Annotated in this window: 21 protein-coding genes; 9 read left to right on the top strand and 12 right to left on the bottom strand. The window is 57.4% G+C overall.

The window, feature by feature from the left end:
• Nucleotides 1-42: 42 nt before the first annotated feature.
• Both AC3Y2E_RS00415 and AC3Y2E_RS00410 read right to left on the bottom strand, forming a co-directional pair.
• On the bottom strand, nt 43-885 hold the full coding sequence (locus tag AC3Y2E_RS00415) for a sugar phosphate isomerase/epimerase family protein (RefSeq protein ID WP_379205996.1): 843 nt from the start codon (nt 883-885) through the stop codon (nt 43-45).
• A 46-nt stretch (nt 886-931) separates the two neighbouring features.
• Complete coding sequence (locus tag AC3Y2E_RS00410; RefSeq protein ID WP_379205994.1) at nt 932-2,008, bottom strand: Gfo/Idh/MocA family protein; 1,077 nt, start codon at nt 2,006-2,008, stop codon at nt 932-934.
• 274 nt (nt 2,009-2,282) lie between these two features.
• Here AC3Y2E_RS00410 and AC3Y2E_RS00405 point away from each other — a divergent pair, with 274 nt between their 5' ends.
• Complete coding sequence (locus tag AC3Y2E_RS00405; RefSeq protein ID WP_379205992.1) at nt 2,283-2,801, top strand: MerR family transcriptional regulator; 519 nt, start codon at nt 2,283-2,285, stop codon at nt 2,799-2,801.
• Nucleotides 2,802-2,926: 125 nt separating this feature from the next.
• Here the strand turns inward: AC3Y2E_RS00405 and AC3Y2E_RS00400 are convergent, their stop codons facing one another.
• The 5 genes from AC3Y2E_RS00400 to AC3Y2E_RS00380 form a co-directional block, all read right to left on the bottom strand.
• A complete protein-coding gene (locus AC3Y2E_RS00400) occupies nt 2,927-4,210 on the bottom strand; it encodes an ABC transporter substrate-binding protein (RefSeq protein ID WP_379205990.1) in 1,284 nt (427 codons plus the stop codon).
• Between the two features lie 61 nt (nt 4,211-4,271).
• Nucleotides 4,272-5,315 carry a glycoside hydrolase family 26 protein gene (locus AC3Y2E_RS00395; protein ID WP_379205988.1) on the bottom strand — a complete coding sequence of 348 codons (1,044 nt, stop codon included), beginning with the start codon at nt 5,313-5,315 and terminating at the stop codon, nt 4,272-4,274.
• Between the two features lie 24 nt (nt 5,316-5,339).
• Nucleotides 5,340-6,521: an enolase C-terminal domain-like protein gene (locus tag AC3Y2E_RS00390; protein WP_379206526.1), complete on the bottom strand. Its 1,182-nt coding sequence runs from the start codon at nt 6,519-6,521 to the stop codon at nt 5,340-5,342.
• 40 nt (nt 6,522-6,561) lie between these two features.
• On the bottom strand, nt 6,562-7,269 hold the full coding sequence (locus AC3Y2E_RS00385; RefSeq protein ID WP_190924219.1) for an RraA family protein: 708 nt from the start codon (nt 7,267-7,269) through the stop codon (nt 6,562-6,564).
• Between the two features lie 33 nt (nt 7,270-7,302).
• Nucleotides 7,303-8,058: an SDR family NAD(P)-dependent oxidoreductase gene (locus AC3Y2E_RS00380; RefSeq protein ID WP_379205985.1), complete on the bottom strand. Its 756-nt coding sequence runs from the start codon at nt 8,056-8,058 to the stop codon at nt 7,303-7,305.
• Nucleotides 8,059-8,160: 102 nt separating this feature from the next.
• On the opposite strand from AC3Y2E_RS00380, the gene AC3Y2E_RS00375 reads away from it, so the two are divergent.
• A complete protein-coding gene (locus AC3Y2E_RS00375; RefSeq protein WP_379205983.1) occupies nt 8,161-8,943 on the top strand; it encodes a helix-turn-helix domain-containing protein in 783 nt (260 codons plus the stop codon).
• 272 nt (nt 8,944-9,215) lie between these two features.
• Here AC3Y2E_RS00375 and AC3Y2E_RS00370 read toward each other — a convergent pair whose 3' ends face one another.
• A complete protein-coding gene (locus AC3Y2E_RS00370; RefSeq protein ID WP_379205981.1) occupies nt 9,216-10,265 on the bottom strand; it encodes an aldo/keto reductase in 1,050 nt (349 codons plus the stop codon).
• A gap of 255 nt (nt 10,266-10,520) precedes the next feature.
• Here AC3Y2E_RS00370 and thyA point away from each other — a divergent pair, with 255 nt between their 5' ends.
• Nucleotides 10,521-11,354, top strand: coding sequence for a thymidylate synthase (gene thyA, locus AC3Y2E_RS00365; RefSeq protein WP_379205979.1), 834 nt, complete (start codon nt 10,521-10,523; stop codon nt 11,352-11,354).
• A gap of 15 nt (nt 11,355-11,369) precedes the next feature.
• On the opposite strand, the gene AC3Y2E_RS00360 is transcribed toward thyA, so the two are convergent.
• The 4 genes from AC3Y2E_RS00360 to AC3Y2E_RS00345 all read right to left on the bottom strand — a co-directional run bounded on the left by AC3Y2E_RS00360 (nt 11,370) and on the right by AC3Y2E_RS00345 (nt 19,041).
• The gene (locus tag AC3Y2E_RS00360) at nt 11,370-12,965 is read right to left on the bottom strand and encodes a sensor domain-containing diguanylate cyclase (protein WP_379205977.1); all 1,596 of its coding nucleotides are present in this window, start codon (nt 12,963-12,965) and stop codon (nt 11,370-11,372) included.
• A 304-nt stretch (nt 12,966-13,269) separates the two neighbouring features.
• Nucleotides 13,270-14,550, bottom strand: coding sequence for a sialidase family protein (locus AC3Y2E_RS00355; RefSeq protein WP_379205975.1), 1,281 nt, complete (start codon nt 14,548-14,550; stop codon nt 13,270-13,272).
• Nucleotides 14,551-15,536: 986 nt separating this feature from the next.
• Entirely contained in the window at nt 15,537-17,225 is a 1,689-nt protein-coding gene (locus AC3Y2E_RS00350; protein ID WP_379205973.1) for a ribulokinase, read from the bottom strand.
• 22 nt (nt 17,226-17,247) lie between these two features.
• Nucleotides 17,248-19,041 carry an L-fucose isomerase gene (locus AC3Y2E_RS00345; RefSeq protein WP_379205970.1) on the bottom strand — a complete coding sequence of 598 codons (1,794 nt, stop codon included), beginning with the start codon at nt 19,039-19,041 and terminating at the stop codon, nt 17,248-17,250.
• 262 nt (nt 19,042-19,303) lie between these two features.
• On the opposite strand from AC3Y2E_RS00345, the gene AC3Y2E_RS00340 reads away from it, so the two are divergent.
• The 6 genes from AC3Y2E_RS00340 to AC3Y2E_RS00315 all read left to right on the top strand — a co-directional run bounded on the left by AC3Y2E_RS00340 (nt 19,304) and on the right by AC3Y2E_RS00315 (nt 24,817).
• Nucleotides 19,304-20,221: a hypothetical protein gene (locus AC3Y2E_RS00340; protein ID WP_379205968.1), complete on the top strand. Its 918-nt coding sequence runs from the start codon at nt 19,304-19,306 to the stop codon at nt 20,219-20,221.
• A 306-nt stretch (nt 20,222-20,527) separates the two neighbouring features.
• Nucleotides 20,528-21,235, top strand: a complete 708-nt coding sequence (locus tag AC3Y2E_RS00335; protein WP_379205966.1) for a winged helix-turn-helix domain-containing protein — start codon at nt 20,528-20,530, stop codon at nt 21,233-21,235.
• On the top strand, nt 21,232-22,293 hold the full coding sequence (locus tag AC3Y2E_RS00330; RefSeq protein ID WP_379205964.1) for a sensor histidine kinase: 1,062 nt from the start codon (nt 21,232-21,234) through the stop codon (nt 22,291-22,293). Before AC3Y2E_RS00335 ends, AC3Y2E_RS00330 begins: the two co-directional genes overlap by 4 nt.
• A 73-nt stretch (nt 22,294-22,366) precedes the next feature.
• Complete coding sequence (locus AC3Y2E_RS00325; protein WP_379205962.1) at nt 22,367-23,287, top strand: ABC transporter ATP-binding protein; 921 nt, start codon at nt 22,367-22,369, stop codon at nt 23,285-23,287.
• Nucleotides 23,280-24,017: an ABC transporter permease gene (locus tag AC3Y2E_RS00320; RefSeq protein WP_379205960.1), complete on the top strand. Its 738-nt coding sequence runs from the start codon at nt 23,280-23,282 to the stop codon at nt 24,015-24,017. Before AC3Y2E_RS00325 ends, AC3Y2E_RS00320 begins: the two co-directional genes overlap by 8 nt.
• Nucleotides 24,017-24,817 (top strand): undecaprenyl-diphosphate phosphatase, encoded by an 801-nt coding sequence (locus AC3Y2E_RS00315; protein ID WP_379205958.1) that lies wholly within the window; start codon nt 24,017-24,019, stop codon nt 24,815-24,817. Before AC3Y2E_RS00320 ends, AC3Y2E_RS00315 begins: the two co-directional genes overlap by 1 nt.
• The last annotated feature ends 17 nt before the right edge of the window (nt 24,818-24,834 follow it).

Genomic DNA, 24,834 nt, shown 5'->3' with positions numbered 1-24,834 from the left:
ATGTCAATACTGCGGTTCCTTCCTCGTCGTCCTCCGAAGCCGTCAGCCTTCGATGCCAGCTTCCGCAAACAACCGGTCGTACCCCGCCGCGGTCCGCTGTACGAGCTGTTCCGCAGGCTCTTGCGGAGGCTGCTGGGTCAGGACCTCCTGCGAGACGACGCCGGTGTACCCGATATGCCGGAGCGCCTTCAAGAACCCGGCCAGGTCGATAACGCCTTCGCCGGTTATCCGGCGGTCATTGTCAAGCGCCTCCGAGACCGGAACGTCCGGCGCGTCGTTCAGATGCACGTGTACGATCTGATCCACGCGCAGTGCGTGGAGATCCTCCACGCCGAGCTCCGTCGTGTACCAGTGGTACGAATCCAGCAGCAGACCTACATTCGGCTCCCCGATCGCCGCTGCGAGATCCAGCGTATCGGACATCGTCCAAATATACGGATGCTTCCAGCGCGTCCGCAGATGGTGCGGGCCGACGAATTCCAGGCCGAGCCGGATGCCGTACGCTCCGAGAATTTGGGCGCACAAGCGGAGACGGCGGATGGCCGCCGCCATAAACGGCGCCGCCGGTTCGTCGGTCGAAGGCAGGATGTACGTGCAGCACGCCGTACAGCCGAGCTGCCGGGCTCCCTCCGCCGCGGCCAGAAGCGCTGGCAATCCTTTGCGGAACTCGTCGTCGGTCGTCCGCCATTGCACGGGCAGACCGATCGAGCCGATCCGCATCCCGTTCGCGCTCAGCAGCGACGCCGCGCCTTCCGCCCCTTTCTCCGCAATCAGCTTGCCCCCATCGATATCAACGGCCTGGAAGCCGTACCGGGCCGCCAATGCAATAAACGCCTCGTCGCTGCCAACCTGGCCGAGCCCCGCTCTTGTTAATCCACGAATCATATCGCTTGCTCCTTCCAATTGTTCAGTCCGGCGTCCATACATCGCCTCAGCGCAGACCGTCCCAATCCAGCCTTACTTCGCTGCCCGTCCGGGACGACTCGTAAATCGCATCGATAATCAGATTGTTCGTCAGTCCGGTGATCGCCGACGAAATCGGCTGCTTGCCGCTTTCCACGCAATCGAGGAAGTGACGGCTCATCCGAACCCGAGGTCCTTCATCCTTGTCCTGTGTCTTTAGCTCGACTTCGATGGCGCGGTCAAACGATTCGGTCAAAAACTTGCCCTGCGCTCCCCGGATCGAAGCTCCGCCCTCGGAGCCGAACAGATGGACGAACGGCTGGCTGTCCGTATCCATATGAACCGCCCAGCTTACTTCCAGCGTCAGCGTGCTGCCGTTCTCCATCCGGATGAGCGCCGTGCTGAAATCTTCCACGTCCCATACGCCGTTCCAGTCCGGCGTTCCCCACGAGCCGATGCCTTTGCGCTTCGGCCCGAACTCGGCGTAGGCGGCTCCGGATACCGCGACCGGCTTCGGATCGCCCATCAGATGAAACGCCAGATCGAGCATATGAACCCCGATATCGATAAGCGGTCCGCCGCCGGACATCTCCTTACGCGTAAACCAAGTGCCCCAGCCGGGAATCCCCTTGCGGCGGTACCAGCCGGTCTTGGCGGAATAAATGTCGCCGAGCGCGCCCTGCTCCATCTGCGACTTCACCTGCATCGGCAGCGAGTCCCAGCGCATCTGGTGCGATACCATGAGCACGTTGCCGGTGCTGTTCTGCGCCCGGACGATCCGCTTGGCATGCTCGGCGTTCAGCCCCATCGGTTTCTCCAACAGCACGTGCTTGCCCGCTTCGAGCGCGCTTACCGCAAAATCCGCATGAAAGCGGTTCGGCACGCCGATGACGACGGCGTCAATATCGCTGCGGGCGATCAGCTTCTCCGCGCTCTCTTCCACGGAAGGAATGCCGAACTGCTCCGCTCTCGATTCGGCGAGCGGCCGGGACACGTCGGAGATCGCCACGATCTCGCAGCGCTCCTTCAGCTTGCTGAACTCCGTCGCATGTACCGCCCCAATATTTCCTGCACCGATAATGCCCAGCTTTATAGTTCGACTCATCCTCTTCGTTCCCCTCTCTTCTGCGTGCACGGCATCATCGTTTATGCCGGCCGCGGCCTGACAACCCTCGCAGGGCTTTGCGACAAGTATAACCCGTACCGCCGGAAAATGCGTTGCATTTCTTAAGCTAAATATCCCAACTTTTACACGGCACCGGCGGCGGTCTTCCATTGATTATACGCGGCTGCTTTTCTTTTTTGTTAAGGAACGCTTGCACCTCCGGTAACGTTATGCCTTATGATCGTTATATAGTCGCTACAAGGAGGAGCACGGAATGAACGATAACAAAGCCCGGCATTACTCGATAGGAGAATTCGCGGAAAAAACTGGCACCTCTGTCCGGACGCTTATTGCGCTGCTTGAGGAAAAGGGCGACATCGACAGCAGCATTATGATGACGCTTATTCACAGCATCCAGACGGAGAACGAGCAGCGGGAATGGCTGGAAGGCCACACATCGAAAGAGATCGCAAACCGGCTGTTCGATCAGCCTGACGATCGCAAACTGGAGCTGGACAAGGAGTATTTGGAGCTGTCCGGCGAAGTGAAAAGGCTGTTCGGCAGACCGGCGGGCGTTCCGGAGGTGCAGGGGCTGGTGGAGCGGTATATGAAGGCGAGTTTGGAGTTCGTCGGAGAAGAAGCGATGAACGGGTTCGGCAGCCTCGAGTCCGTGCAGTTGGAGGACTTGGAGAACATGGTCGTCTCCCCGTTCTCGAAGGAAGAGGAGGACTGGCTGAACGAGGCGATGGAGCTTTTCATGATCCGTAACGGCATGATCGATCCTATCCCGTGACCCGCGTATGCGGACGATGGATCATCAAATGTCCTGCCTTATAACGGAAATGGTTGCAACGCGCGCCATCTCGGCGCACGCTGCGGTGTTGCATGGCAGTTCAAAAAGGTCGTCCTAACGCCCGCTTATTTCGACTTGACCTGAGCGATCATACTGTTCGTTTCTTCTTCGATTTGACGGAACGCCGTATTCAGATCCACTTTTCCTGTCGCCAGATCGACGTCGTATTTGATATAAATTTTCATCGCATTGGCGTCGTATTTGGTTTTCGGTGCGATCGGCGAATACTTCTGGTTCACGATCGTCTGCAAGTTTTTATTTTTGTGCGGACTATCCTGGCCGAATTGCTTCTTGACGTTTTCGTCGGTCAGCACCGGGATGATTCCTTTGCGGGACAGCTCGGTCTGCTTCTCCGCGCTGATCAGATGCTGGATGACGTCCATCGCCAGCTCCTTGTGCTCGCTTGTGGAAGTAATGCCGAAATAAGTCGGCAGCGTTTGCGGCCCGAGCTGCGGCGCTTCCTTGTATTTCGGAAACGAGACGATATCCCAGTTGACGTCGGCCATCGGCTGGGACAGGAAGAAATTGCCCAGCGCGACGGTAATCGCTACGTTCTTTTTGGTCGCGAAAACGTTCGGCGACATCATTTTATTGGACGTAGTCTGGTAAATCTTCGTCAGGACGTCGTACACAGGCCTCCAGTTTTCGTTCTGGATCGTCGCTTTCTCCGTCTTCGGATCGACATACGGCAAGGAGAACGGATTCAGCGGCAAATATTGGTCGATGTACAAGCCGACACCCCAATATTCGTTCGCTTCGTCTTTCCGGGTCAGCTTCTTGGCAACGTCCAGCACCTCATCCCACGTCATGCCGTCCTTCAGATAAGGAACCCCGAACTTGTCGAAAATATCTTTGTTGTAATACAATGCCTGGGTGTTGATGACGACCGGAAGCGCATACATTTTCCCGTCGGACATCTCCCTGCCGAAGTTAACAACGGACGGCTCGAGCTGATTCAGATTGATTTGCCGTTTTTTGATCAGCTCGGTCATGTCATATTCCAGCCGCATATCTTTGAGGTTGGATACGATTTTGGATACCGAATCCCAGTATATATCGATCTTCTGTCCCGATGCTACGAGATCGGCGAGCAGCGTGCCCGTACCCGTCTTCTGAATATATTTGAACGTATGCTGCGGAAACTTCTTGCGGATCGAATCGCCGAACCGGTCATTGAACTCCTCCTGCGACCAGCCGCTCTCCGAATAAATGACGAGCTCGACCGGTGTGACCGGCTTTTCCGAAGCAGCGGCCGGCTCCTTCGGCTGCCCGCCTCCGCAAGCTGTACCGAGCAGCGCGAGCGCTCCGATTCCGGCGATCACTTTGTTTCTGTTCGAATTGTGGAACATTTCTTACATCCCCCCGATTATTCGATATGGTTCGTTAAGCTATACAGCTGAATTCATTTGCTCATTTGTTCTTCAGCTTCGCCAGCTCGCCTCTTGGAAGTATCCAATCGTCCCGCATCAGCTCCGTCATATAATCGTTGGAGGGCAGCGCGAACGTTTTGATCGTACCCGCCGAAAATACGTCCCCCCACTGCATATACGTCGTCACGAGCGGGAATCTGCTGCGGATCTCCTCGATAAATTTCCGGTTATCGATCCGCTCTTCCGTATTGACGCCGATTTCCCCCCACCCCAGAATTTTGCCGTATTTCGGATCGGAAAACTCGTCGTACAACGCCGGGCTCGCCCCGCTATCGGCGGATACGTAATATAGATCAGGCGCAATGATATCGACGCAGCTCCCCCCGGGATATTGCTCGACCGCCCGCTCGCACGAAGCCTTCGCATCCGGGCAAAACATCCAAAGCAAATTGTGCAGACCCCTCGTCTCCGTAAAATAGCGGTACATGTGCCGCCATACTTCCCGGAACTGGTCGGTCGCGCCGGTCCCCCACCAGAACCATCTGCCGTTCATTTCATGCAGAGGCCCCCAGATGATAGGAATGTCTTTTTTCGTGTAAGTCTCGAGTTGATCCGCAAGCCGGCCCAGCCAGCCGTTCCACCTGTCATAAGCCTCGTTTCCCGGGGTAATCAGCTGTTCCAGCCCGCCCCCCTGCGGGATTTGCGACCATGACGTCTCCAGTGTCCAAGGATTGCTCGCATGCCACATAAATCTGAGCAAACCGCCCTGCTCATGGTGGTATTCGGCATATTCGCGCCAATTCGAATCGGAGGGACCGCTGTCCGCTCCGGCGCCGTCCACGCTGCGGCCGCTGAAGTCGAAGCCGGCCAAGCCCGGGTATTCGCCCGACTGGCGGTATACGTCCTGGTAATAGCGCTCCCATGCCTGGGCCGGGTCGTAAGGATTCGAATTATGGCTGTTCCGGGTGATATACTGGCCTACTACGACCCGCCTGTCTTTCTTTTCCGGCAAGCCGGACAACAAGCGGAGCAGCTCTCCGGCGGAACCGGAGGCCGACGGATTGCAAGGCTGTCGGTCGGTCATTCGGTAACCTCCTTCTAGTAACCTCTAAAAACCTCCGGTGATCGGATACCAATCCGGCCTCCGCGCATCTTGATGGAACCGGGCGTAATAATCTCCCTTTTGTTCGTAATACCGCTCGTACTTCTCCATCTTTTCCTCGTCCAGCTCCACGCCGAGGCCCGGACCTTCCGGCACGCGTATACATCCGCGCTCGTACGGCATCAATCCGCCAATTATTATATCATCCGTCAAATGATGATAGTGGGCGTCCCCTGCGAAGGTCATGACCGGAATCGTCGAGGCCGTATGCAGCATGGCGGCCAGCTCGATGCCGAATTCAACTCCGCTGTGCATCGCTACGCCGAGGTTGAACGTATTGCAGACGGCGACGAGATCCTTCACCCCGCGCGGTCCTTCCCAGTAATGGATATCGGTCAAAATAATATCGACCGCCCCCATCCGGATCGCCGGACCGAGATCGTCGAATTTATTCGGGAACATGTTCGTTGCGATCGGAATTCTTACTTTGCTGCGGACCGCGGCGTTGCCTTCCAGCCCCCAGGAGGGATCTTCGTAATATTCCAGGCCGAGCGCCTCGAGCCGCTGGCCCATCCGGATCGCCGTCGGGACCGACCAGGCTCCGTTCGGGTCGATTCTCAGGCCGAACGAGTCACCGAGCCGCTTGCGGCAGAGCTCGAGCGTACGCACTTCTTCTTCCGGCGCCATCACGCCCGCCTTCAGCTTCATCGACGTGATGCCGAGCTCCTGGTGCAGCTGCTCGCAATGATCCGCCATCTCTTCCGCCGTTCGGTCGTCGCCGCCTCCCGGACGGTCGTACCGCCAGAACAAGTAACCGATCATCGGCACTTCGTCCCGGACTTTACCGCCGAGCAGGACGTTCAGCGGCCGGCCGAGCACTTTGCCCTGAATATCGAGGCAGGCCATCTCAATCGCCGCGTACAGCCTTGCGTTCGACATGTAATAAACGCTGCGCAGCACCTTCAGCTTGATCCGCTCCAAGTTAAACGGGTCCTCGCCGGTTATTCTCGGCTTCAGCTTCTGCAACGCTCCGCGCGCATCGCCCCCGCCTACTTCGCCCAGGCCCACGATCCCCTCGTCGGTAATCAGCTCCAGCACCGTGCGTATGAAATATCCGGGGTGAACCCCCGTGCTGTGCCGCAGCTGCGCAGTCGTCGGTATCGCTACGCAGCGGGTTCGCATATCCACGATTTTCAAAAGGTTCCGCCTCCTCGACTGCCGGGCAAGCTTACAGCTTCCCGTATTTTTTGTAGATTTCAACCGGGTCGGCTCCGGAGGCGAACTCGGCGCGAGCCTGATTCTCCACCTGCACGAGCGCTTCCGTCTTCTCCAGCACTTCGACGACGAGCTTGCGCGGTATGACGACTACGCCGTCGAGGTCGCCGAACAGGAAATCGCCGGGATGGACAGGCACGACGGACGTTAACGCGCCTCTCAGAGCGATCGGCATCTGCCAGTCATAATAGCTCCACCGCATGTACGCTTCCACCGGAGTCTGGTACTGGCAAAATACCGGGAAGTTATCCCGCACCAGGAAGCCCGTATCTCTGCAGCCTCCGTCAACGACGGCGCCAACGACGCCCGACGCCTTGCCGAGCACCGCGTTCATTTCGCCGTAATGGGCCGCCTGTGTGTCCATGCTGCAGTCCCGCGTATCGATGAGCGGGCAGCCGATCGATCTCATATCGTTGAACAGATGAATGCGCCGCGTGCGCAAATCTTCGTCGCCCTTAATGTCGGGAATGCCTTTAATCGTAAAAGCCGGACCGGCCAGCGTCATGTCCTGACGAACCGGTTTCAAGCCGTTCGCAAGCGCCTGATTCGGATAGCCCATATGGTCCAAAACATCGTATACGGCTCCCGTATATAATTCTTTGTACCGTTTAATCAGCTCCGGCACCGGTATGCCGTATTCGTAGTTTTGTTTCCAATCCATCTTGTTCTCCCCCTTGATTTGGTCTTCCGCCTGTCATCCTTTAATAAGCTGGCCGCCGTCGACGGGAATCGTAACCCCCGTAATAAAGGCGGATAGATCGGACGCGAGAAACAACGCCGCACCCGCCACATCGTCCGGCCCCCCGATCCGGCCGAGCGGGATCGATTGGAGCGTGCTTTCGCGGATCGCCGGCTCCTGAAGCCGCTCCCGGTTAAAATCGGTCTCGATCGCGCCCGGCGCAATGCAGTTGACCCGGATCCGGTCCCCGGCCAGCTCTACCGCAAGCGCCCGGGTAAACGATTCGATTCCGCCCTTGGCGGCGATGTAGCAGCTGTCCGAGGCGAATCCGAGCCGGGCGCGGATCGACGATATATTAATGATGCTGCCGCCGCCGGCTTTTAACATAAGGGGCACCGTTTCCTTCACGCACAAATATTGGCCTTTCAGATTAACGGCCATCATGCGCTCCCAGGACGATTCGTTTAGAGCCGTCAGAGGCAGCCGTTCGGTTATTCCCGCACAATTGACGAGAATATCGATCCGCCCCCAGCGGTCCCCGATTTGTCCGAAGATGACGTTCATCCGGCCGGACTGCGATACGTCTCCATGCAGCTCGCAAAACCGCTCTTCCGGTCCGATCGGCCCAAGCTGTGAAGATGGGTGGTGCTGCTGTTCGTCGTTATGAATGACGGCCACTTTCGCCCCGGCTGCCAGGTACGCGGCGGTAATCGCTTTCCCGATCCCCCGCTGCCCGCCGGTAACAACCGCGACCTTTCCGCGTAAATCCATGGTTCTCCCCTCTCTTCCTCTTCATTGTAAGAGAAGACTATACAAGAACGAATGGAAGATATTAAACTATTTTATATACATTTTTGCGCAGGGGGTGTTATCATGTGGAAAAAAAACGAGTCGCATCAAATCGTGCATTACTATTGGGGGGAGTCCAAGACGCAGTTCGTCCGGGAGTCGGATTCGTACGCGCATTGGGTCATGCTGGCTCCGGAGGATGGAGCCTTTCGTTACGCGATCGGTCAGGAGGAAGGAGAAGCGAGCTTCGGTCAGGTTGTGATCGTTCCGCCCGGACTTCCGCTTTGGCGCGAAGTGAGCTCCCCGGCGTTATCGTTTCATTTTATTGAATACAAATGGAGCGAGCAGGAAGTTCCCAAAACCGCCAAAACGAAAACGATGCCCTACGGGGCCGTCTCGATCGTCGATAAACAGCGGCTGCTTTCCACCTACGATTACTTGAAGCAAGCTTCCGCGGATAAGGACTTGTCGGCGCATTATGTGTTTGATCTGCTGCTGCTTTGCTTAACCTCGATGAGAGCCGGGGAAGAGGAACTGAAGCCGATCGACGAGGTGATCCGGAAGGTAGCGGCGTTCATCGAGGAAAATGCGGCAGAGCCGCTGAAGATGGAAACGATCGCGGCCCGGTACGGGCTAAGCGCCTCGCAGTTGACGCGGAGATTTCAGTCCGCGTACCAGAAAGGCCCTCTGCAATATTTGACCTCCGTGCGGATTCACAATATCAAGGAGATGCTCATCCACACCGATTATACGATCGATACGATCGCCCAGCTGAACGGTTTTCAGAACGGCTTTTATATGTGCAAGGTGTTTACCCAGCATACGAACATGAATCCTTCCGAGTTCAGAAAAACGCATCGGGTGTAGGGGCGGGAGCGTGAAGTGCCCGGCTCGGTGCCGCGCCGGAAGACGGCGGCTCGGTCGACGGCTCGGTCGGCGGCTCGGTCGGCGGCTCGGTCGGCGGCTCGGTCGGCGGCTCGGTCGGCGGCTCGGTCGGCGGCTCGGTCGGCGGCTCACGAGCAAACGGAAGCCTCCTTCACCCCGATCTGCGTCGGGATGAGGAGGCTTCCGTTAAGGAGTCTTGCTTGCTCTTGCTTGCTCGCCAACCTCCGGGAAAATCTGCGTAAACGCCCGCCGGATCAAGCCCATACACCCGTGATCGCGCGCACCCGCTCCAACACGGACGCGTCCAGCGCGAGCTTGCCCGCCGCGGCGTTCGCTTCGAGCTGCGAGACGGTTGTCGACGACGGGATGATCGGTCCCATCCCCGGGAGGGTGAGCATATAGGCCATGACGAGCTGGGCGAGTCCCATCTCCAGCTCACGGGCAAGCGCGGTCAGTTTGCCGAGCTTCTCCGCCGTGCGAGCGTCGATCTGCCAGTCGCCTTCGTCATACCTGCGGTCGCCCGGGCCTACCTTCGCCGGATCGGCGTACCGGCCTGTCAGCAGTCCGCGGGCCAGCGGGCTCCACGGTACGTAAGAAACGGCATGGGACGCACAATACTCCAGTACCCCCGGACGTTCGGGAGCTTCCCCGTACAACAAGTCAAACTGGTTTTGCACTGCCGCCACCTTGGTGCGGACAGAGAACGATTCGTTGGCCTGCGCGTACTGCTCCAACTGTTCCGCCGTAAAGTTCGACACTCCGAAATACCGCACTTTCCCGCTTCGCACCAAATCTTCAACGGCTGCCAAGCTCTCTTCCGGGGGCGTATCGGGATCGTAGCCGTGAAAATACAACACGTCGATCCAATCGGTCTGCAGCCGTTCCAGACTCGCTTCTACCGAGTCGATGATATTGGATCTGGACAGCCCGCTATGGTTCGGGGTGGTGCCGTCCATACCTCCAAACATCTTCGTCGCCAGCACGATATCGCGCCGGTGGGCCGAGTTGGCCCGCAGCCACCTGCCGATTACCCGCTCGGAGTTGCCCGAGCCGAGATTGTACCGGTTGGCCGTATCCCAAAACGTTACCCCGAGCTCCAAAGCGCGGTCGAAAATCGCAAACGCCTCAGACTCCCCTACCCGCGAGCCGTCCCCGGTTTTCGGAAGCCCGACTTTCCAAGTGCCTAGCCCGATGTTCGAGACCTTCAGCCCGGTAGAGCCGAGTCTGCGGTAAGGCATTCCCTGAAAGTTGTCCGTGCGAAACGGAACGTTGTACAGCGCCGGATTTGGCGTCAGCGCATCCATCGTCTCATCTCCTGTCGGTATAAGATATTTGTTGTATATTACCTGTATATATTATATCGATCATACCATACTCCCGCAGCTAAGCAAGGCTTAATCCATTTTTGTTAACGGCATCCATCCTAAACTGCCACGGCGGTTTATTCTCGAAATGGCTACCGCCCTCTCCGCTCGATTATGATAAAATGATGGAACGCAGGGTTGCCTCCACAAAAGCGGCCCGCGATTAAAGCCGGAATCGGCGAAAGGGGAATAAGGATGGGAAAGGCCGATGCAGTATACAAAGAACTGGTTACCGACGTTTTGGATAACGGGGTATGGGATACGGATCACCAAGTGAGAACGGTGTGGGCCGACGGAACTCCCGCTCATACGATCAGCACGATTTGCCGGCAGCTGCGGTTCGACAACTCCGAGGTCCCGATCTTGACGACCAAGCGGGTTGCCTGGAAATCGGCGATTCACGAATTGCTGTGGTTTTACGTCAAGCGGACTAGCGACTGCGCTTATTTGGACGAGCATGGCGTTAAGCTGTGGAAGGAATGGACGAACGAAAACAACAATATCGGCAAAGCGTACGGCTACCAGCTGGGCAAGCCGATTTATATACAAGGGAAAATTACAAACCAGGTCGAGCGGCTGCTTTCGGAGCTGAAAACGAACCCGGCTTCGAGAAGGCACGTCATTTCGCTATGGAATATCGACGATTTGGACCAGATGGAGCTGTATCCGTGCGTTTGGAATAACCAATGGCTCGTCAAGCAAGATCAGCTCCACCTCGTCGTGAACGCCCGCTCGAACGACATCGGCCTGGGGCATCCGCTGAATGTGTTTCAATATTACGTGCTGCAGCGGATGATCGCCCAGGTGACCGGTTATCAGCTAGGCACGCTTACGTTTAACCTGAACGACGCCCATATCTACGAGCGTCACGCCCAGCCGCTCCGGGAGCAGATCAGCCGCGAGCCGTTCCCGGCCCCCGAGCTGTGGATCAACCCGGACGTACGCCGGTTCGACGATTTTACGATCGACGACTTCAAGCTGATCGGTTACAAGTACCATCCGACCATTCCGCTTGATATCGCCATTTAAAACGGTGCGTGCAGTCTACTTAGCCCGCTTCGGGCGCTCGCCAGGCCTGGTCGGGTAATATTCAATCCGGTTGCGGCCCGCACCCTTGGCCCGGTAAAGCGCTTCGTCGGCCAGCCGGAACAGTTGCTCGGCATCGTCCGCATCTTCCGGGTAAGCGGCTATCCCGATGGATAGCGTTACCGGCCGCCCTGCCGGGCTGTCCGTAGCTTCCATGTAGGCGCGGATCGTCTCGGCGTAGACGAGCGCCTGCTCGGGAGCCGTATCCGGCATCAGCACGACGAATTCCTCGCCTCCGAACCGGCAGCACATATGCCGTTCTTCGGTCAGTGACCGGACGGCCCGCGCCAGAAACTTCAGCACTTCGTCCCCGGTATCGTGGCCGAACGTATCGTTGATCCGCTTGAAATGATCCAAATCGATCAGCAGCAGGCTAAACGGCACACGGCCGCCGATCCAGGTTCGCGTATAAAGCTCGAGTACCCGACGGTTGTACAAGCCGGTCAACGGGTCCGTATTCGCTTCGTGGGACAAGCTGTCGAATTCGCTCCCGAACTGCCGTACCGCTATCGTCAGCGCCCTGTGCAACTGATTCGCCTCGAAGTTCCAGTCATGAATCCGCGGAACCGGCTCGATCGCTCCCGCCTGATAAGACAGTCTCGCCGCATAACGGGCCAGCTTGACTAGCGGGTCCGCCACTTTGCCGATGATAAGACTAATCGCGAAAATAAACACGGCCATAATCGGAAGCGTATAAAGCGGAATAAGCAGAACCAGTTTTTTCGTGTCCCGGTTCACGCTCTCCGCCGGCGTTTGCGCCACGACGCCCCAGCCGGTTTCCTTGAGCGCCGTATAGCTGGCCAGCATTTCGATTCCCCACGAATTGGTAAGCCGCATCTTCCCGGAATGTCCGCTCAACAGTTCGCTCACGGCCGGATTCTCCTTGACGTTTTCCCCATTGCGCGAAGAATCCGGATGGTACAGCAAATTGCCGGATGAGCTGACGACGTACATATAGGAACCGTTTTCATCGTTCGGCGACGTCGACAGCAACTTGCTCAGCAAGTTTTCCTCCTGCAGCCAGATCGAGCCGCCGATAAACCCGCGGTACACGCCCTTCTCATCGACGAGCGGATGGCTGACCACGACAACCAGCCGGTTTAGCGTGCTGACGTACGGCTCGGATATAAAGGGCCTTTTCTCCCGGAGGGCCTGGACCGTGCCTTCGCTCGTGATGACTTGCCCCTTCAAAGTCGCGTTTGCCGGCGAAGACTCCAGCAATCTCCCCTTCTCGTCGACCAGAACGACGGAATTGAACTCGGGATGATTCAGCCGGAACAGCTCCAGCTGTTCGGCTAACGGGATTTGATTGCGATTGCGAACGAAATAATCGCCGGTGGCGGCCAAACTTTTTTTCATGCTGGCGAACAAGCCGTCCACCGACTCGGCGATTTTATCGGAATTGATCTGATTCATCTCCAGCGTCAAGCGGGTGAGCGCTTCCTTCTCGGTCCGATAGGCGATATACGTGCTGGCACCGAGTGTCGCCCAGATCGAGAAGACGACCAAAGCGACGACCAGAAGACGCAGTCGCAATCCTTGTCTTCGCTTCATAGACTCACCTTTCCTTACAGCATTTTCCTTGTACAGTTTCGACACAATTCGACTTTTTCCTGCTCGATCAAGGCAGCATTTTTTAGTTATTTTTTGAAGGATGGCCTGGCGCAACTTAGGAGCATTTTGTGAAACCAGCGCTTTGGCGTGGGCGACGGTTAGGTTCTCGGCTGACAAAAAAACCGCCTGATCCCCAACAGGGATTCAAAGGCGGTTGCATCATACGTATTGTCTTCCGGAACGGATTTTGCAACGGGGTGAACGTGTCTCCGTACAAGCAGACTTAGCAGCACAATCGTTACATTCAGTACACAAGCTCCCGAAAATTTCGAATCCGGTGAAACGTGATCAGATTGCCGTCATGCGAGCTGGCCGCTCGTTCGTCCCCGGATCGGCTCAAGATGACCAGATCGTCGCCGGATATCGCCATGCTGGCATAGTGGCGCGCCTGTTTGCCAGAGTCGGTTTTGGCGACCAGCCCGGCAAAGCACCAATCCACGCAGTTGCGCGAGAAATGAAGCTGGAGCCGATGCCGCTCGTTATTCGGATTGCTTCCGCGATCGGGCGGAAGTCTGTCCGGATGCGTCATGCTGTCCGTCGCCTGCGAGCTCAGCAGCCAGTACAGCCCGGTAACGGCATCGTGCAGGATGTAAAATTTCATCTGTCCGCCGGGACAAGGAACGAAGAGCATCGTTTTCCCCGAAGGCACCGTTTCCAGCATCGTGCGGATCGTTCCGTCCTCTTGCTCCACCGCTTTGGCGATGGCCGCATACCCCGTGCCGCCCGTATTCGCCCTCATCCACAAATGGAACGTCCGGCCCGACGGATCATAGAAAAAGTGGCGATCGTCCGTAAACTGCACCACGTTCGTCTCCAGCCAGCCCCGCGGATACATCCCCTTCTGTCCGGGCGGAACGTCCGCAGCGCCCCGTGGGTTCTTCTCGTGGAAAAAAGGAACGCCGAACAAGTCGTTTTCCTTACCGGCCAATGCTTCGGACATTGTCAGCTCGGAGGCGAACGTCCAAGCATCCCGCTTCGTCAGATCGGAACGGACATCCCCCCGCATCAGAACAGGCGCCATCAAATGAGTGCGAAGCTCTTTAACCCCGGGCAGCGTAATGCGCTCCATAACGAGGTAAACGTTTCCTTTTGCATCAATAACGTTGCAGGCCGACTGATGCCATACTTGACCTTCGGTCAAAAAGCACGGCTCCCCCCACGTCTCGCCCCCGTCGCCGGAACGCATAATAACCAGATCGTTGCAGTGCCCGATCACGTAGACAGTATCTCCGGCTACAAAAGGCCTTGCGTGCATAAACGGGAAATCCGCGCGATGGTCCCATGTCCGGCCGTCGTCATCCGACGTGTATACTTGCCCGAACCAAAGCTTGCCCCATTCGATCGTCCGCTTCGGTCCCGGAACCGCTCCGATTCCCGGACCGCTCAAGTCGAGCGTCGCCAGCAAACGGCCGCCCGGCAGTACCGCGATCCCCGGGCTGTACGCATAAACGCTGCCGGGATCCGGAGATTCATAGACGATCGAATATTCAGGCGCCAGTTCTTGGATACGATGTACAGGCTGCATCTGCTCTCCCCCTTCCCGATTCGGGTTGAGTTTGTTAAAGTTGAAGCGGCCGTTCCCCGAAATCGGTGAACCGGCCGAATCTAAACTTCCATTCCAGACCGTGATAGTGCCTAATAAAGCGATATGACGGAAACGAAACGAGCTTCGCGTCCGCCGTTTGCAGCCTCGGATGCAGATGCAGCAAGCTGGAGCACACGGTACACCTCTGTAAAGTGAAACTAACTAACGCCCGTCCCCCCGCTGTGTCCCCACTTCCGAATTAATCCGTACAGCCCAGTTAGCTATGGTGAGCCGAATGCTGCTACCAGCCGCCTTCTCCTGCCACTTTCCCGATTCACAGTTACTCGTAAGCTCAATGAACCACAGTGAGTTAGTTGAATGCCGACGCTTCCAACCGCCTCTTCCCCGGCTGCTTCCTCGATCAACAGCTCAAACTGATCGTTAAGAGTCTTTAGTACCCCTTAAACTCGCCGAAAATCCACTTTTGTCCAAAATAGCGGATGAAAGCAGAGACTGTCGATTCATTGTGTAGAAGTGTTAGCAGGCCGTTCCAAGTGAAAAGTTACCTTCTTCTGCTCAGACAGGTTGTCCGGAATCCCTTGATTGAATAAGGATTGTAAGGTAGGGCATTCCAGACAAAACTCGCCAGAAGGTAATCTTTTCCCTTTCCACTTGGTTGTCCACAATGAATCGACAGCCTCGAAATAAGCTCTTATAATCGCCGGGAGAAACGTGTGAGGTCCATCCGAGAAATGTCCCAAATAAGAGGTGCAAGAAGCTGCTATTGAGCTAGATGATCCTTCTCCGCCGCGAACGGCACCCCGACTCCGGCCGGGGTCCCATCCGCAGACGCGGTGCGCGGTGCATTGCACGCAGCACGAGGGTCGCCGTGCAATGTACGCAATGCGACGCACGCACCGCGCTGCCGCCTGACGGCGGCCCATCGCAAACACGCTCGCAACCGCAGCGCCGCGCCGCGCTCGCCGCTAAGCGTCCGCAGCGCCGCCCGCCGCTCGCTCCTTCAGCTTGCGCAAGCTGCGCATAACGCCGCTCGCCCCGCGGCCGAAGTAATCGTGCAGCGCGACATACTCGCGGTACAGCTCTTCATAGAGCCGAACGTTCCGCTCGATCGGCTCGTACGTCTTTTTCACCGGCGGGGCCATAACGGCCGCCGCTTCGGCGATCGAATCGTATCCGCCGCCCGCCGCCGTGGCGGCTACTGCGCCCATCATCGCCGAGCCGAGCGCGGTCGCCTGCTCGGCCGCCGGAATATGGACCTTCTTGCCGGTAACGTCGGCGTAAATCTGCATCAGCAGCGGATTGCGCTGCGGAATCCCGCCGTTCGCCGCGATCGCGTCGACCCGGATGCCGCTCTCTTCGAAGGCATCAACGATCCGTCTCGTCCCGAAGGCGGCCGCTTCGAGCAAAGCGCGGTACACCTCTTCCGGCTTCGTATGCAGCGTATAACCAACGATCAGGCCGCTCAAGCTCTCGCTCGCGAGGACGGAACGGTTGCCGTTCCACCAGTCCAAAGCCAGCAAGCCGCTTTCTCCTGGAGCGAGCCGGGCTGCTCCGCGTCCCAGCCATTCGAATACGGATATGCCCTCCTGATCCGCTTCATCCCGGACGTAAGCGGGCACCGCATGTTCGACGAACCAGGCGAACAGATCGCCTACCGCCGGCTGGCCCGCTTCGTACCCGTAATAGCCGGGGATAATCCCGTCCTCGACGATGCCGCGTATTCCTTCGACCGGCTGTTCCGTATCGGCAATAATCATATGGCACAGCGACGTGCCCATCGCCAGCACCATCGTGCCCGGAGCGACGATACCCGCCCCCGGAACGGCAGCATGAGCATCGATGATCGCAGCCGCTACCGGAATGCCGGGCTTCAGGCCAATCAGACGGGCCATCTCTCCGGTCAGCTCGCCCGACTTCGTGCCGGAAGCGACGACCTCTCCCCGCAGCTTCGTCTCCGCAAGCGTCTCCAGCCGCGGATCGGCCGCCTTCAGGAAATCGCGGCTCGGATATCCTTCCGCCTTATGCCAATTGCCTTTGTAGCCCGCAGCGCAGCTGCTGCGTCTCAGCGTCCCCGTCATCTGCGCGACGACCCAGTCGGCCGCCTCGACGAACCGGTCGGCCGCCTCGTAGACGTCCGGGTCTTCACGCAGCGTCTGGCTAATCTTCGGCAGCATCCACTCCGAGGACAGGCTGCCGCCGTACCGGCTCAGAAACGATTCGCCGCGGCTGACCGCGATCTCGTTCAGCCGGTCGGCGTCCTCCTGGGCGGCATGATGCTTCCACAATTTCACCCATGCGTTCGGACGGTCTCTCCATTCGTCCTTGAAGCACAAAGGAACATCAAATGCGTCGACCGGCAGCATCGTACACGCGGTAAAATCGATGCCGATGCCGATCACGTCCTCCGCAGACGCCCCGGACATCCTCAGCGCCTCCGGAACGGACCGGCGCAGCACTTCGATGTAGTCGTCCGGGTGCTGAAGCGCCCAGTTCGTTCCCAGCTTCGTCCCGCCGCCCGGAAGCGTGTCGTCCATCACCCCGTGCGGATAAGCCGTAACGTGCGAGCCCAGCACACGGCCGTCCCGCACATCGACGATCAATACCCGGCCGGATTCCGTCCCGTAGTCGATCCCGATCGCTAAATTTCCTCTCATGTTCCCCATCTATCCTTTCCGGTCATTTATACAGCGGCCCGAAGGCGGCGCAGGCGCGGTAATCGGCGCTCTCCGGATCGGCGGTTCCGAACGCATTCCAGGCGGACGGACGGAATACGCGGTCTGCCGGTACGTTATGCATGCTTACCGGAATCCGCAGCATGGATGCGAGCGTAATCAGATCGCCGCCCACATGCCCGAAGCTGACCGCGCAATGATTCGATCCCCAGTTGTTCATAACCGAATACACGTCGCGGAACGCGCCGCTGCCGGTCAGATTCGGCACAAACCATGTAGTCGGCCAAGTCTGATCCGTCCGGCGGTCCAAAATGTCGTGCACGTCGTCAGGCAGCTCGACCGTGTACCCTTCCGCGATCTGCAGCACCGGACCGACGCCCGCAACCAGATTGACGCGAGCCATCGTCACCGGCATTCCTCCGCGGGTCGTAAAGTCGGTCGAGAACCCACCTCCGCGGAAAAAGTCGATCGCCGGACGCCACTGAGTCGCATCCAGACACGCATTCGCCTCTTCCTCCGAAATTTCCCAGAACGGCTTCACCGCCGGCTTGCCGTAGCTGCCGGTCTGCGCGCCGGTCCAGTCGAGTGCCGCCGGTCCCGAGTTGATCAAGTGGATGACGCCGTTCTCCGCGCGTCCCTCCAGCTTTTTGCCGGTAACGCGCTCCACCGCCTCCGGACTCCAATACGTGCGAACGTCCGCAAACAGCTGAGCGGCATTCGTCAGCAGATGTCCGAACAGCATCGTCACCGCGTTCAGCGTATCGTTCTCGGTCGAGACGATATACGGCTCGCGGATGCCGTTCCAGTCGAACGACGTCGTCAGCATCGCCTCCATAAAGTCGCCGGTCGGGAAATGATCCGTCCACGCCCGCTGACCCTGGAAGCCCGCCGCGATCGCGTTCCGGCCGTGCGCCTCTTCGCCGTATCCCATCTCCTTCAGCTTCGGGTTGCCGATCATCAGGTCGCGTCCGATCAGCGCCATTTTGACAATCGTCTCCCAATCGCCGTCTTTCTGCTCCCGGGTCCGTTTCAAGTGCGAAGGATTAACGTCCTCGCCTTCTTTGCAATTCTCTTTCACCCAGGCAAGCGCTTTCTCGAACTCATCATGATCGTAAATGCCGCGCTCGATGCGGCGCACAAATTCCGTCATATCGACGTATTCGTTGCGCATGCCGAGATACTTTCCGAAAAACGACTCGTCCGCGATACAACTGGCGATCCCCATCGACACGTTGCCCATCGACAAATACGATTTCCCGCGCATCACCGCTACCGCAAGCGCCGACTTAGCGAACTGGAGCAGCTTGCTCTGGACGTCCTCCGGAATCGCAGCATCCCCCATATCCTGCACGTCCTTGCCATAGATGGCGAAGGCCGGCAGCCCTTTCTGGTTATGGGCCGACATCGCAGCCGCCAAATAAACGGCACCCGGACGCTCCGTTCCGTTGAAGCCCCAGATGGCCTTCGGCACGGAAGGATCGGTATCGATCGTCTCCGTCGGGTAACACCAGGACGGGGTAACGGATATGGACACGCCTACACCTTCGCGGGCGAACTTTTCCGCCGCCTGCGCCGCTTCGGCCACGCCTCCGATCGTCGTATCGGCGATCACGCATTCCACCGGCTGTCCGTTCGTATACGTCAGGTTGTCCGTCAGCAGCTTGGCGACCGAACGCGCCATATCCATCGTTACATTCTCCAGCGATTCGCGGATTCCTCCCAGCCGGCCGTCAACGACCGGGCGTATGCCGATTTTCGGCAAGCTTCCTTTGTAGCGGTTAATCGGTTGTCCGTTCATAGGTAGATTCCTCCTTTTTGTGGAGTTATCGATAACTCCAATCCGTCTGATCCATTTTCCTTACCTGTAAAGCGATATCGGCAAGAAAAGAGTTATCGGTAACACAATCCACTTAATCCAAGTGTATTCGGAATTTGAAAAACGCGCAACAGCATTTTTACAAACCATTCCCCGACTCCCTCCCCTTATTTATCGTTCGTTATAACGAACTCTATGATGGGCTTGAACTAACGGGCCTAATACACATACGAGGAGAGAATCGGTGAAACCAATGATGGCAAGCAAGTTATCGAAGCTGCCGCTCGGGATGAAAGCGGCTCTGCTGGGGATCGTCCTGATGCTCGCGATCGCTCCTTCCCAACCGGTGCCGGTGCATGCGCAGCAGCAGCCCGTCGTCGCCACGTGGATGTGGAATACGTTCTCCATCTGGACCGACAGGGCGAATACGCTGGACGCTCTGCAGCGCAATGGCATCACTCTTTTGTTTTTGCAGATCGACACGGACATCCCGGCGGACATTTACCGGAGCTTTCTGGCCGAAGCCTCGCAGCGGGGCATCGAAGTCCACGCCCTGGACGGCGCTCCGGATTGGGTGCTGCCGCGAAGCTCGGCGAAGCTGTACCAGTTTATCGATTGGGTAAAAACGTTCAACGCCCGCGCCCTGCCGGCTGAACAGTTTCGCGGTATCCACCTCGATGTCGAGCCCCACGTCCTGCCGGAATGGTATGCCGACCAGGATGCCGTAATCGGGCTGCTTATGGATACGATCAGCGGCTTCGTCGAGGAAGTGAAGTCGGACAGCGCCTTAATTACGGGCGCCAGCCTGCCCGTCTGGCTCGACGCCTTCAACGTCCGCGACGGGTACGGAGGGAGGACGACACTCTCGGACCGGCTCATCCGCCAGCTCGATCAGACGACGCTGATGGCGTACCGCAACAGCACCGAGAACATCCTGACCTCGGTCAGCAAAGAGCTGGACGAAGCCGAGAAAGCCGGCAAGCCGGTCATCGTCGGCGTGGAAACGCTGAACAACTATGAGCCGGATACGAGCTTCTACGACAAAGGAAGAGCAGAGTTAAACGCAGCGCTGAGCACCGTCGTAGCAGCCTCCGCAGGCAAAGCTTCGTTCGCGGGTTATGCCGTGCACGAATTTTCCAGCTGGCTGACGCTTCGCGATTGAACCGTCGCTCCGCAGGGGCTGTTTTAGAAGCAAAACTCATGCCTGAACACCCGCTCTGACAAAAGTAACTCATGCCCGCAGACGCTTTCGGTACCACGTTCCCCGTGGTTTCGAAGGCGTCTTTCAGCTTCCTGTGTGAACAACCCGGTCCGCCGCCGCGCTCTCCGAAACAACTCGGTATCGATTGCCGGTTCCCTTGATTCTGTCAAGCTAGCCCCAAGTCCGTTCTCGCCGCTTCCGGCCGTGTGATATGATGAGAAGGGCCCAAACGGTCAAATCGATTTTTCTACAAAAGCAGGTGCCAATATGAAACAAATTCGGGTGCTCATCGCTGACGATGACCGGGAAATTCGCGAGTTAATCAAAACCTATATGGAGCGCGAGCTGTACGAGACCGATACCGCGGCAGACGGCGAGGAAGCGATCCGGCTGTTCGACCCGGACCGGCATTCGCTCGTTATGCTCGATCTGATGATGCCGAAGGTGGACGGGATCGAGGTATGCCGGCAAATCCGCAGCAAATCGAACGTACCGATCGTGATGCTGACGGCCAAAGATTTGGAGACCGATAAAATTGTAGGTCTCGGCATAGGCGCGGACGACTATATTACCAAACCGTTCAGCATCGCCGAAGTTATCGCGCGGGTCAAAGCGCTCATGAGGCGGTATCTCATCCTGGGAAGCGAGCTGTCGCCGCCGGAGCAGGAGACCATGAAGTTTAAAGGCCTCACGATGGAGCTGAAAACCTACACCGTTCAAGTCGCCGGCGAACCGGTTCAACTGACCGCGAAAGAATTCGAGCTGCTGAAATTTCTCGCTTCCCGCCCGGGCCAAGTGTTTACGAAAACCCAGCTTTTTCGCAATGTGTGGGACAGCCAGTACTTGGAGGACGACAATACGGTGATGGTGCATATCCGCAAGCTGCGTCTCAAAATCGAGCCGGACCCTTCCAATCCGCAATATATTCAGACGGTCTGGGGCATCGGCTACAAATTCGCGGGGGAGCGGGAATGAATCCGAACCGGCAAATCGCCGTTCTGCTCGCTCAGGCGGCCATCCTCGCCGCGTTTGCAGCCGCGGAATCATTCAGCGAGCCCTCCGGGACGCTGAGATTGGGCTTGTTGGCCCTTCTGGCGCTGACGACGGGACTTCTGATCAGCTACGGTCTGAGGACCCGTACGTCGCTGAGGCAGTTGACCGGGGAATTAAGACGCGCCCTGGACGGAAACCGGAAGACACGCCTGCTTGCCAAGCGCGACCGTGACTGGAGCGAGGCGATTTTCGCAATCAATGAGCTGCTGGAGGAGCTGGAGCGCATACAGATCGATGCGGTACGGTCGCAAACGGCGCGGAAACGGCTGCTGTCTGGCATCTCGCACGATATCCGGACCCCGCTCACCTCGATCATCGGTTATGTCGACGCCTTGATGGACGGCGCCTTCCCATCCGAGCAGGAGAAGCGGGATTGCCTCGCCATCGTATCCCGAAAGTCGAACGACCTGAAAGCGCTGATCGATGAAATCTTTACGATGGCGAAGCTGGATGCGGACGAGCTGCCCCATAAGCCGGAAATATTGGATATGGCCGAACTGGCGAGAGAGTCGCTGATCGCCTTCCTGCCCGAGCTGAACGGCGCCGGGATGGAGCTTGAAATCCGCATACCGGACGAACGGCTTCCCGTCGTCGCAGACCGTCTGAGCTTATCGCGAATTATCGGCAACATTTTGAAAAACGCCTGCACCTACGGTCATGCCGGCAAAATGCTCGGGATCGGGCTGGAGCAGGACGAAGCCGCCCGGACGTACAAGCTGCTCATATGGGACCGCGGGCCGGGTATTCCGAAGGAGGAACTGGCGTATATATTCGAGCGGACGTACCGGGGCGATCCGTCGAGAAATCCGGGCAGCGGCGGCAGCGGGCTCGGGCTCGCGATCGCACTGGCTTTGGCCGTCAAAAACGGCGGACAACTGCAGGCGGAAAGCGAGCCGTGGGTCAAAACGACGTTTAGCTTGACGATTCCCATGTATGACATGGAGTTACAAGAAAAAACGTTAGACTTAAGAAACAGTTAAGAAACAGATAAGCCGTATTTAAAATCGCCTTCTTACAATGAGATCATTCGTTTCGATAAGGAGGTGCGCCGGCATGAGCGCGGTCATTCAAACGACCGATCTGACGAAGCGGTACGGCAGCCAGACGTCCGTCGACCGCTTAACGATGACGGTGAGACAAGGTGAAATATACGGTTTTCTCGGCCGCAACGGTGCGGGCAAAACAACTACGATCCGGATGCTGGTCGGACTGATCCAGCCGACCGGCGGGAGAATCGAGTTGTTCGGGGAGAGCCTGCACGCCAACCCGAAAAGCTTGCTGCGCCGGATCGGAGCGATCGTCGAGACACCCGGTTTCTACGAAAACTTGACGGCCAGAGAAAATCTGCAGATCAATGCGCGAATTATGGGAATCCATAAAAGACAGGCGATTGAAGAGTCGCTGGAAATCGTAGGCCTGGCGGGGGAAACGAAAAAGCTTATCGGCACGTATTCGCTCGGCATGAAACAGCGGCTCGGCATCGCCAGAGCGCTGCTCCATTATCCCGAACTGCTCATTCTCGACGAACCCACGAACGGTCTCGATCCGATCGGCATTAAGGAAATGCGCAAGCTCATTCAGTCGCTGGCTGTGGAGCGCAACATTACGATTTTGATCTCCAGCCATATTTTATCGGAGATCGAGCAGATTGCCGACCGGATGGGCATTATTCACGAAGGCAGGCTTCTGGAGGAGCTAACGATCCACCAGCTCCGGAAACGAAACCGCCACTATTTGGAGTTTCAAGTATCCGACGACAACAAAGCGGCGATGGTGCTGGAGAATCATATGCACATCCGCGATTACGAGGTACACGACGGCGGCCATATCCGCATCTACTCCCACCTCGACCGGCAAGGAGCTATTAACAAAGCGTTCGTGCAGCACGACATTGAAGTCACGAAAATCGGGATGAACGAGGACAAGCTGGAAGATTATTTTACGAAATTGGTGGGAGGCGGCTCCATTGGCTGATTTGTTGTATACCGAGCTGCTGAAGCTGAAGCGCTCCAAAATGTTTCTGCTAAGCTTTATTGGGGCTGCCATAGCGCCATTTATGGTCGTGATCGCCACGTTCGTCCATATCAAGACGAAAGACCCGACGCAGGTCGTGTTGTTTGAGGAGCTTTTTTACGATGCGAACCTGTATACGACGCTTTTAATCGGGGTGCCGCTCTACGGCGTAGTGACGGCGTACTTGTTCAACCGCGAATACGCGGAGGACACGCTCAAAAATCTGCTTACAATTCCGGTGTCCCGGTCTGCGATCATCCTGAGCAAAATGCTGCTCCTGTCGATCTGGATTATGCTGCTCACCTTGCAAGCATGGGGGCTGACGCTGCTGCTCGGCGTCCTTTGCGGATTCGACGGCTTGTCGGCCGGGTTAATCGCAGCATCTTTTCGCGAGTTTCTGGTCTGCGGCGCCTTTCTGATCGTGCTGTCGACCCCCGTCGTGCTTACCGCCATCGTGCTGAAAAATTACGTGCCTACGATCGTGTTAACGATCCTGATCACTCTGATCAACGTGATGGGCTCCACTTCCGAGTACAAAGGACTCATTCCTTGGACGGCCGCCTTTGATATCGCGAACGGCACGCTGCTGCCGGAATACCCGGCGTATTATTCTTATACGATAATTGCGGCTACCTCGCTGATCGGCTTCATTGCCGCTTTAGTTTATTTCAGAAGGGCGGACATCCAATAATGTACGATATTTTTTGCGCCATCATCCTGGGGATCGTCGAAGGTTTAACGGAGTTTCTCCCGGTCTCGTCCACCGGCCATCTGATCTTGGTCGGCGATCTGCTCGGATTCGAAGGGGACGCGGCGACTACGTTCAAAATCGTCATTCAGCTCGGAGCCGTCATGGCCGTGCTTATCCTGTACTGGAAACGGTATATGAGCATGTTGAAAGATTTGCTGGCCTTTAACTTCTCGGCCAAAAACAAATTAAACGCGATCCATATGATCGTCGCGATGATTCCGGCGCTGATCGTGTATCTGCTGTTCAAAGACTTTATAAAGATGTACTTGTTCGGCCCCGCTCCGGTTCTGATCGGGTTAATCATCGGCGGCGTGCTGATGATCGTAGCCGCAAGAGTCAAACGGCGGGTAACCGCCGAGAATACCGACAATATCTCGTACAAGCAGGCGTTCGGCATCGGATTGTTCCAATGCCTCGCCTTGTGGCCCGGATTTTCGCGATCGGGCTCGACGATTTCCGGAGGGCTGCTGCTCGGTACGAGCCAGAAGGCGGCTGCGGACTTTACGTTTATGATCTCCGTCCCCGTCATGCTCGGCGCCACGGTGCTGGATATGTACGACAGCCGCGAATTTCTGACTTCGGACGATCTGGTGCTGTTCCTGATCGGGTTCATCTCCGCCTTCGTCGTTGCGATGCTTGCGGTCGTGACGTTCTTGAACCTGATCAAGCGGCTGAAGCTGGAATGGTTTGCCTTGTATCGTTTCGTGATTGCGGCGCTGTTTTTCTTGCTGGTGATGTAAAGCGCGGAAATAGCCAT

Source organism: Paenibacillus sp. MAH-35, assembly GCF_058135425.1.
Note: the sequence above shows the minus strand (reverse complement) of the source record. Positions and strands in the feature narration are given on the sequence as shown.

Bases quoted from the DNA above. Each gene is read 5' to 3' on its own strand.
- AC3Y2E_RS00375 (WP_379205983.1), top strand. From the start codon at position 8,161: ATGTGGAAAAAAAACGAGTCGCATCAAATCGTGCATTACTATTGGGGG.
- AC3Y2E_RS00315 (WP_379205958.1), top strand. From the start codon at position 24,017: ATGTACGATATTTTTTGCGCCATCATCCTGGGGATCGTCGAAGGTTTA.
- AC3Y2E_RS00360 (WP_379205977.1), bottom strand. From the start codon at position 12,965: ATGAAGCGAAGACAAGGATTGCGACTGCGTCTTCTGGTCGTCGCTTTG.
- AC3Y2E_RS00325 (WP_379205962.1), top strand. From the start codon at position 22,367: ATGAGCGCGGTCATTCAAACGACCGATCTGACGAAGCGGTACGGCAGC.
- AC3Y2E_RS00400 (WP_379205990.1), bottom strand. From the start codon at position 4,210: ATGTTCCACAATTCGAACAGAAACAAAGTGATCGCCGGAATCGGAGCG.
- AC3Y2E_RS00350 (WP_379205973.1), bottom strand. From the start codon at position 17,225: ATGAGAGGAAATTTAGCGATCGGGATCGACTACGGGACGGAATCCGGC.
- AC3Y2E_RS00405 (WP_379205992.1), top strand. From the start codon at position 2,283: ATGAACGATAACAAAGCCCGGCATTACTCGATAGGAGAATTCGCGGAA.
- AC3Y2E_RS00370 (WP_379205981.1), bottom strand. From the start codon at position 10,265: ATGGATGCGCTGACGCCAAATCCGGCGCTGTACAACGTTCCGTTTCGC.
- AC3Y2E_RS00395 (WP_379205988.1), bottom strand. From the start codon at position 5,315: ATGACCGACCGACAGCCTTGCAATCCGTCGGCCTCCGGTTCCGCCGGA.
- AC3Y2E_RS00385 (WP_190924219.1), bottom strand. From the start codon at position 7,269: ATGGATTGGAAACAAAACTACGAATACGGCATACCGGTGCCGGAGCTG.
- AC3Y2E_RS00410 (WP_379205994.1), bottom strand. From the start codon at position 2,008: ATGAGTCGAACTATAAAGCTGGGCATTATCGGTGCAGGAAATATTGGG.
- AC3Y2E_RS00345 (WP_379205970.1), bottom strand. From the start codon at position 19,041: ATGAACGGACAACCGATTAACCGCTACAAAGGAAGCTTGCCGAAAATC.
- AC3Y2E_RS00355 (WP_379205975.1), bottom strand. From the start codon at position 14,550: ATGCAGCCTGTACATCGTATCCAAGAACTGGCGCCTGAATATTCGATC.
- thyA (WP_379205979.1), top strand. From the start codon at position 10,521: ATGGGAAAGGCCGATGCAGTATACAAAGAACTGGTTACCGACGTTTTG.
- AC3Y2E_RS00380 (WP_379205985.1), bottom strand. From the start codon at position 8,058: ATGGATTTACGCGGAAAGGTCGCGGTTGTTACCGGCGGGCAGCGGGGG.
- AC3Y2E_RS00335 (WP_379205966.1), top strand. From the start codon at position 20,528: ATGAAACAAATTCGGGTGCTCATCGCTGACGATGACCGGGAAATTCGC.
- AC3Y2E_RS00415 (WP_379205996.1), bottom strand. From the start codon at position 885: ATGATTCGTGGATTAACAAGAGCGGGGCTCGGCCAGGTTGGCAGCGAC.
- AC3Y2E_RS00330 (WP_379205964.1), top strand. From the start codon at position 21,232: ATGAATCCGAACCGGCAAATCGCCGTTCTGCTCGCTCAGGCGGCCATC.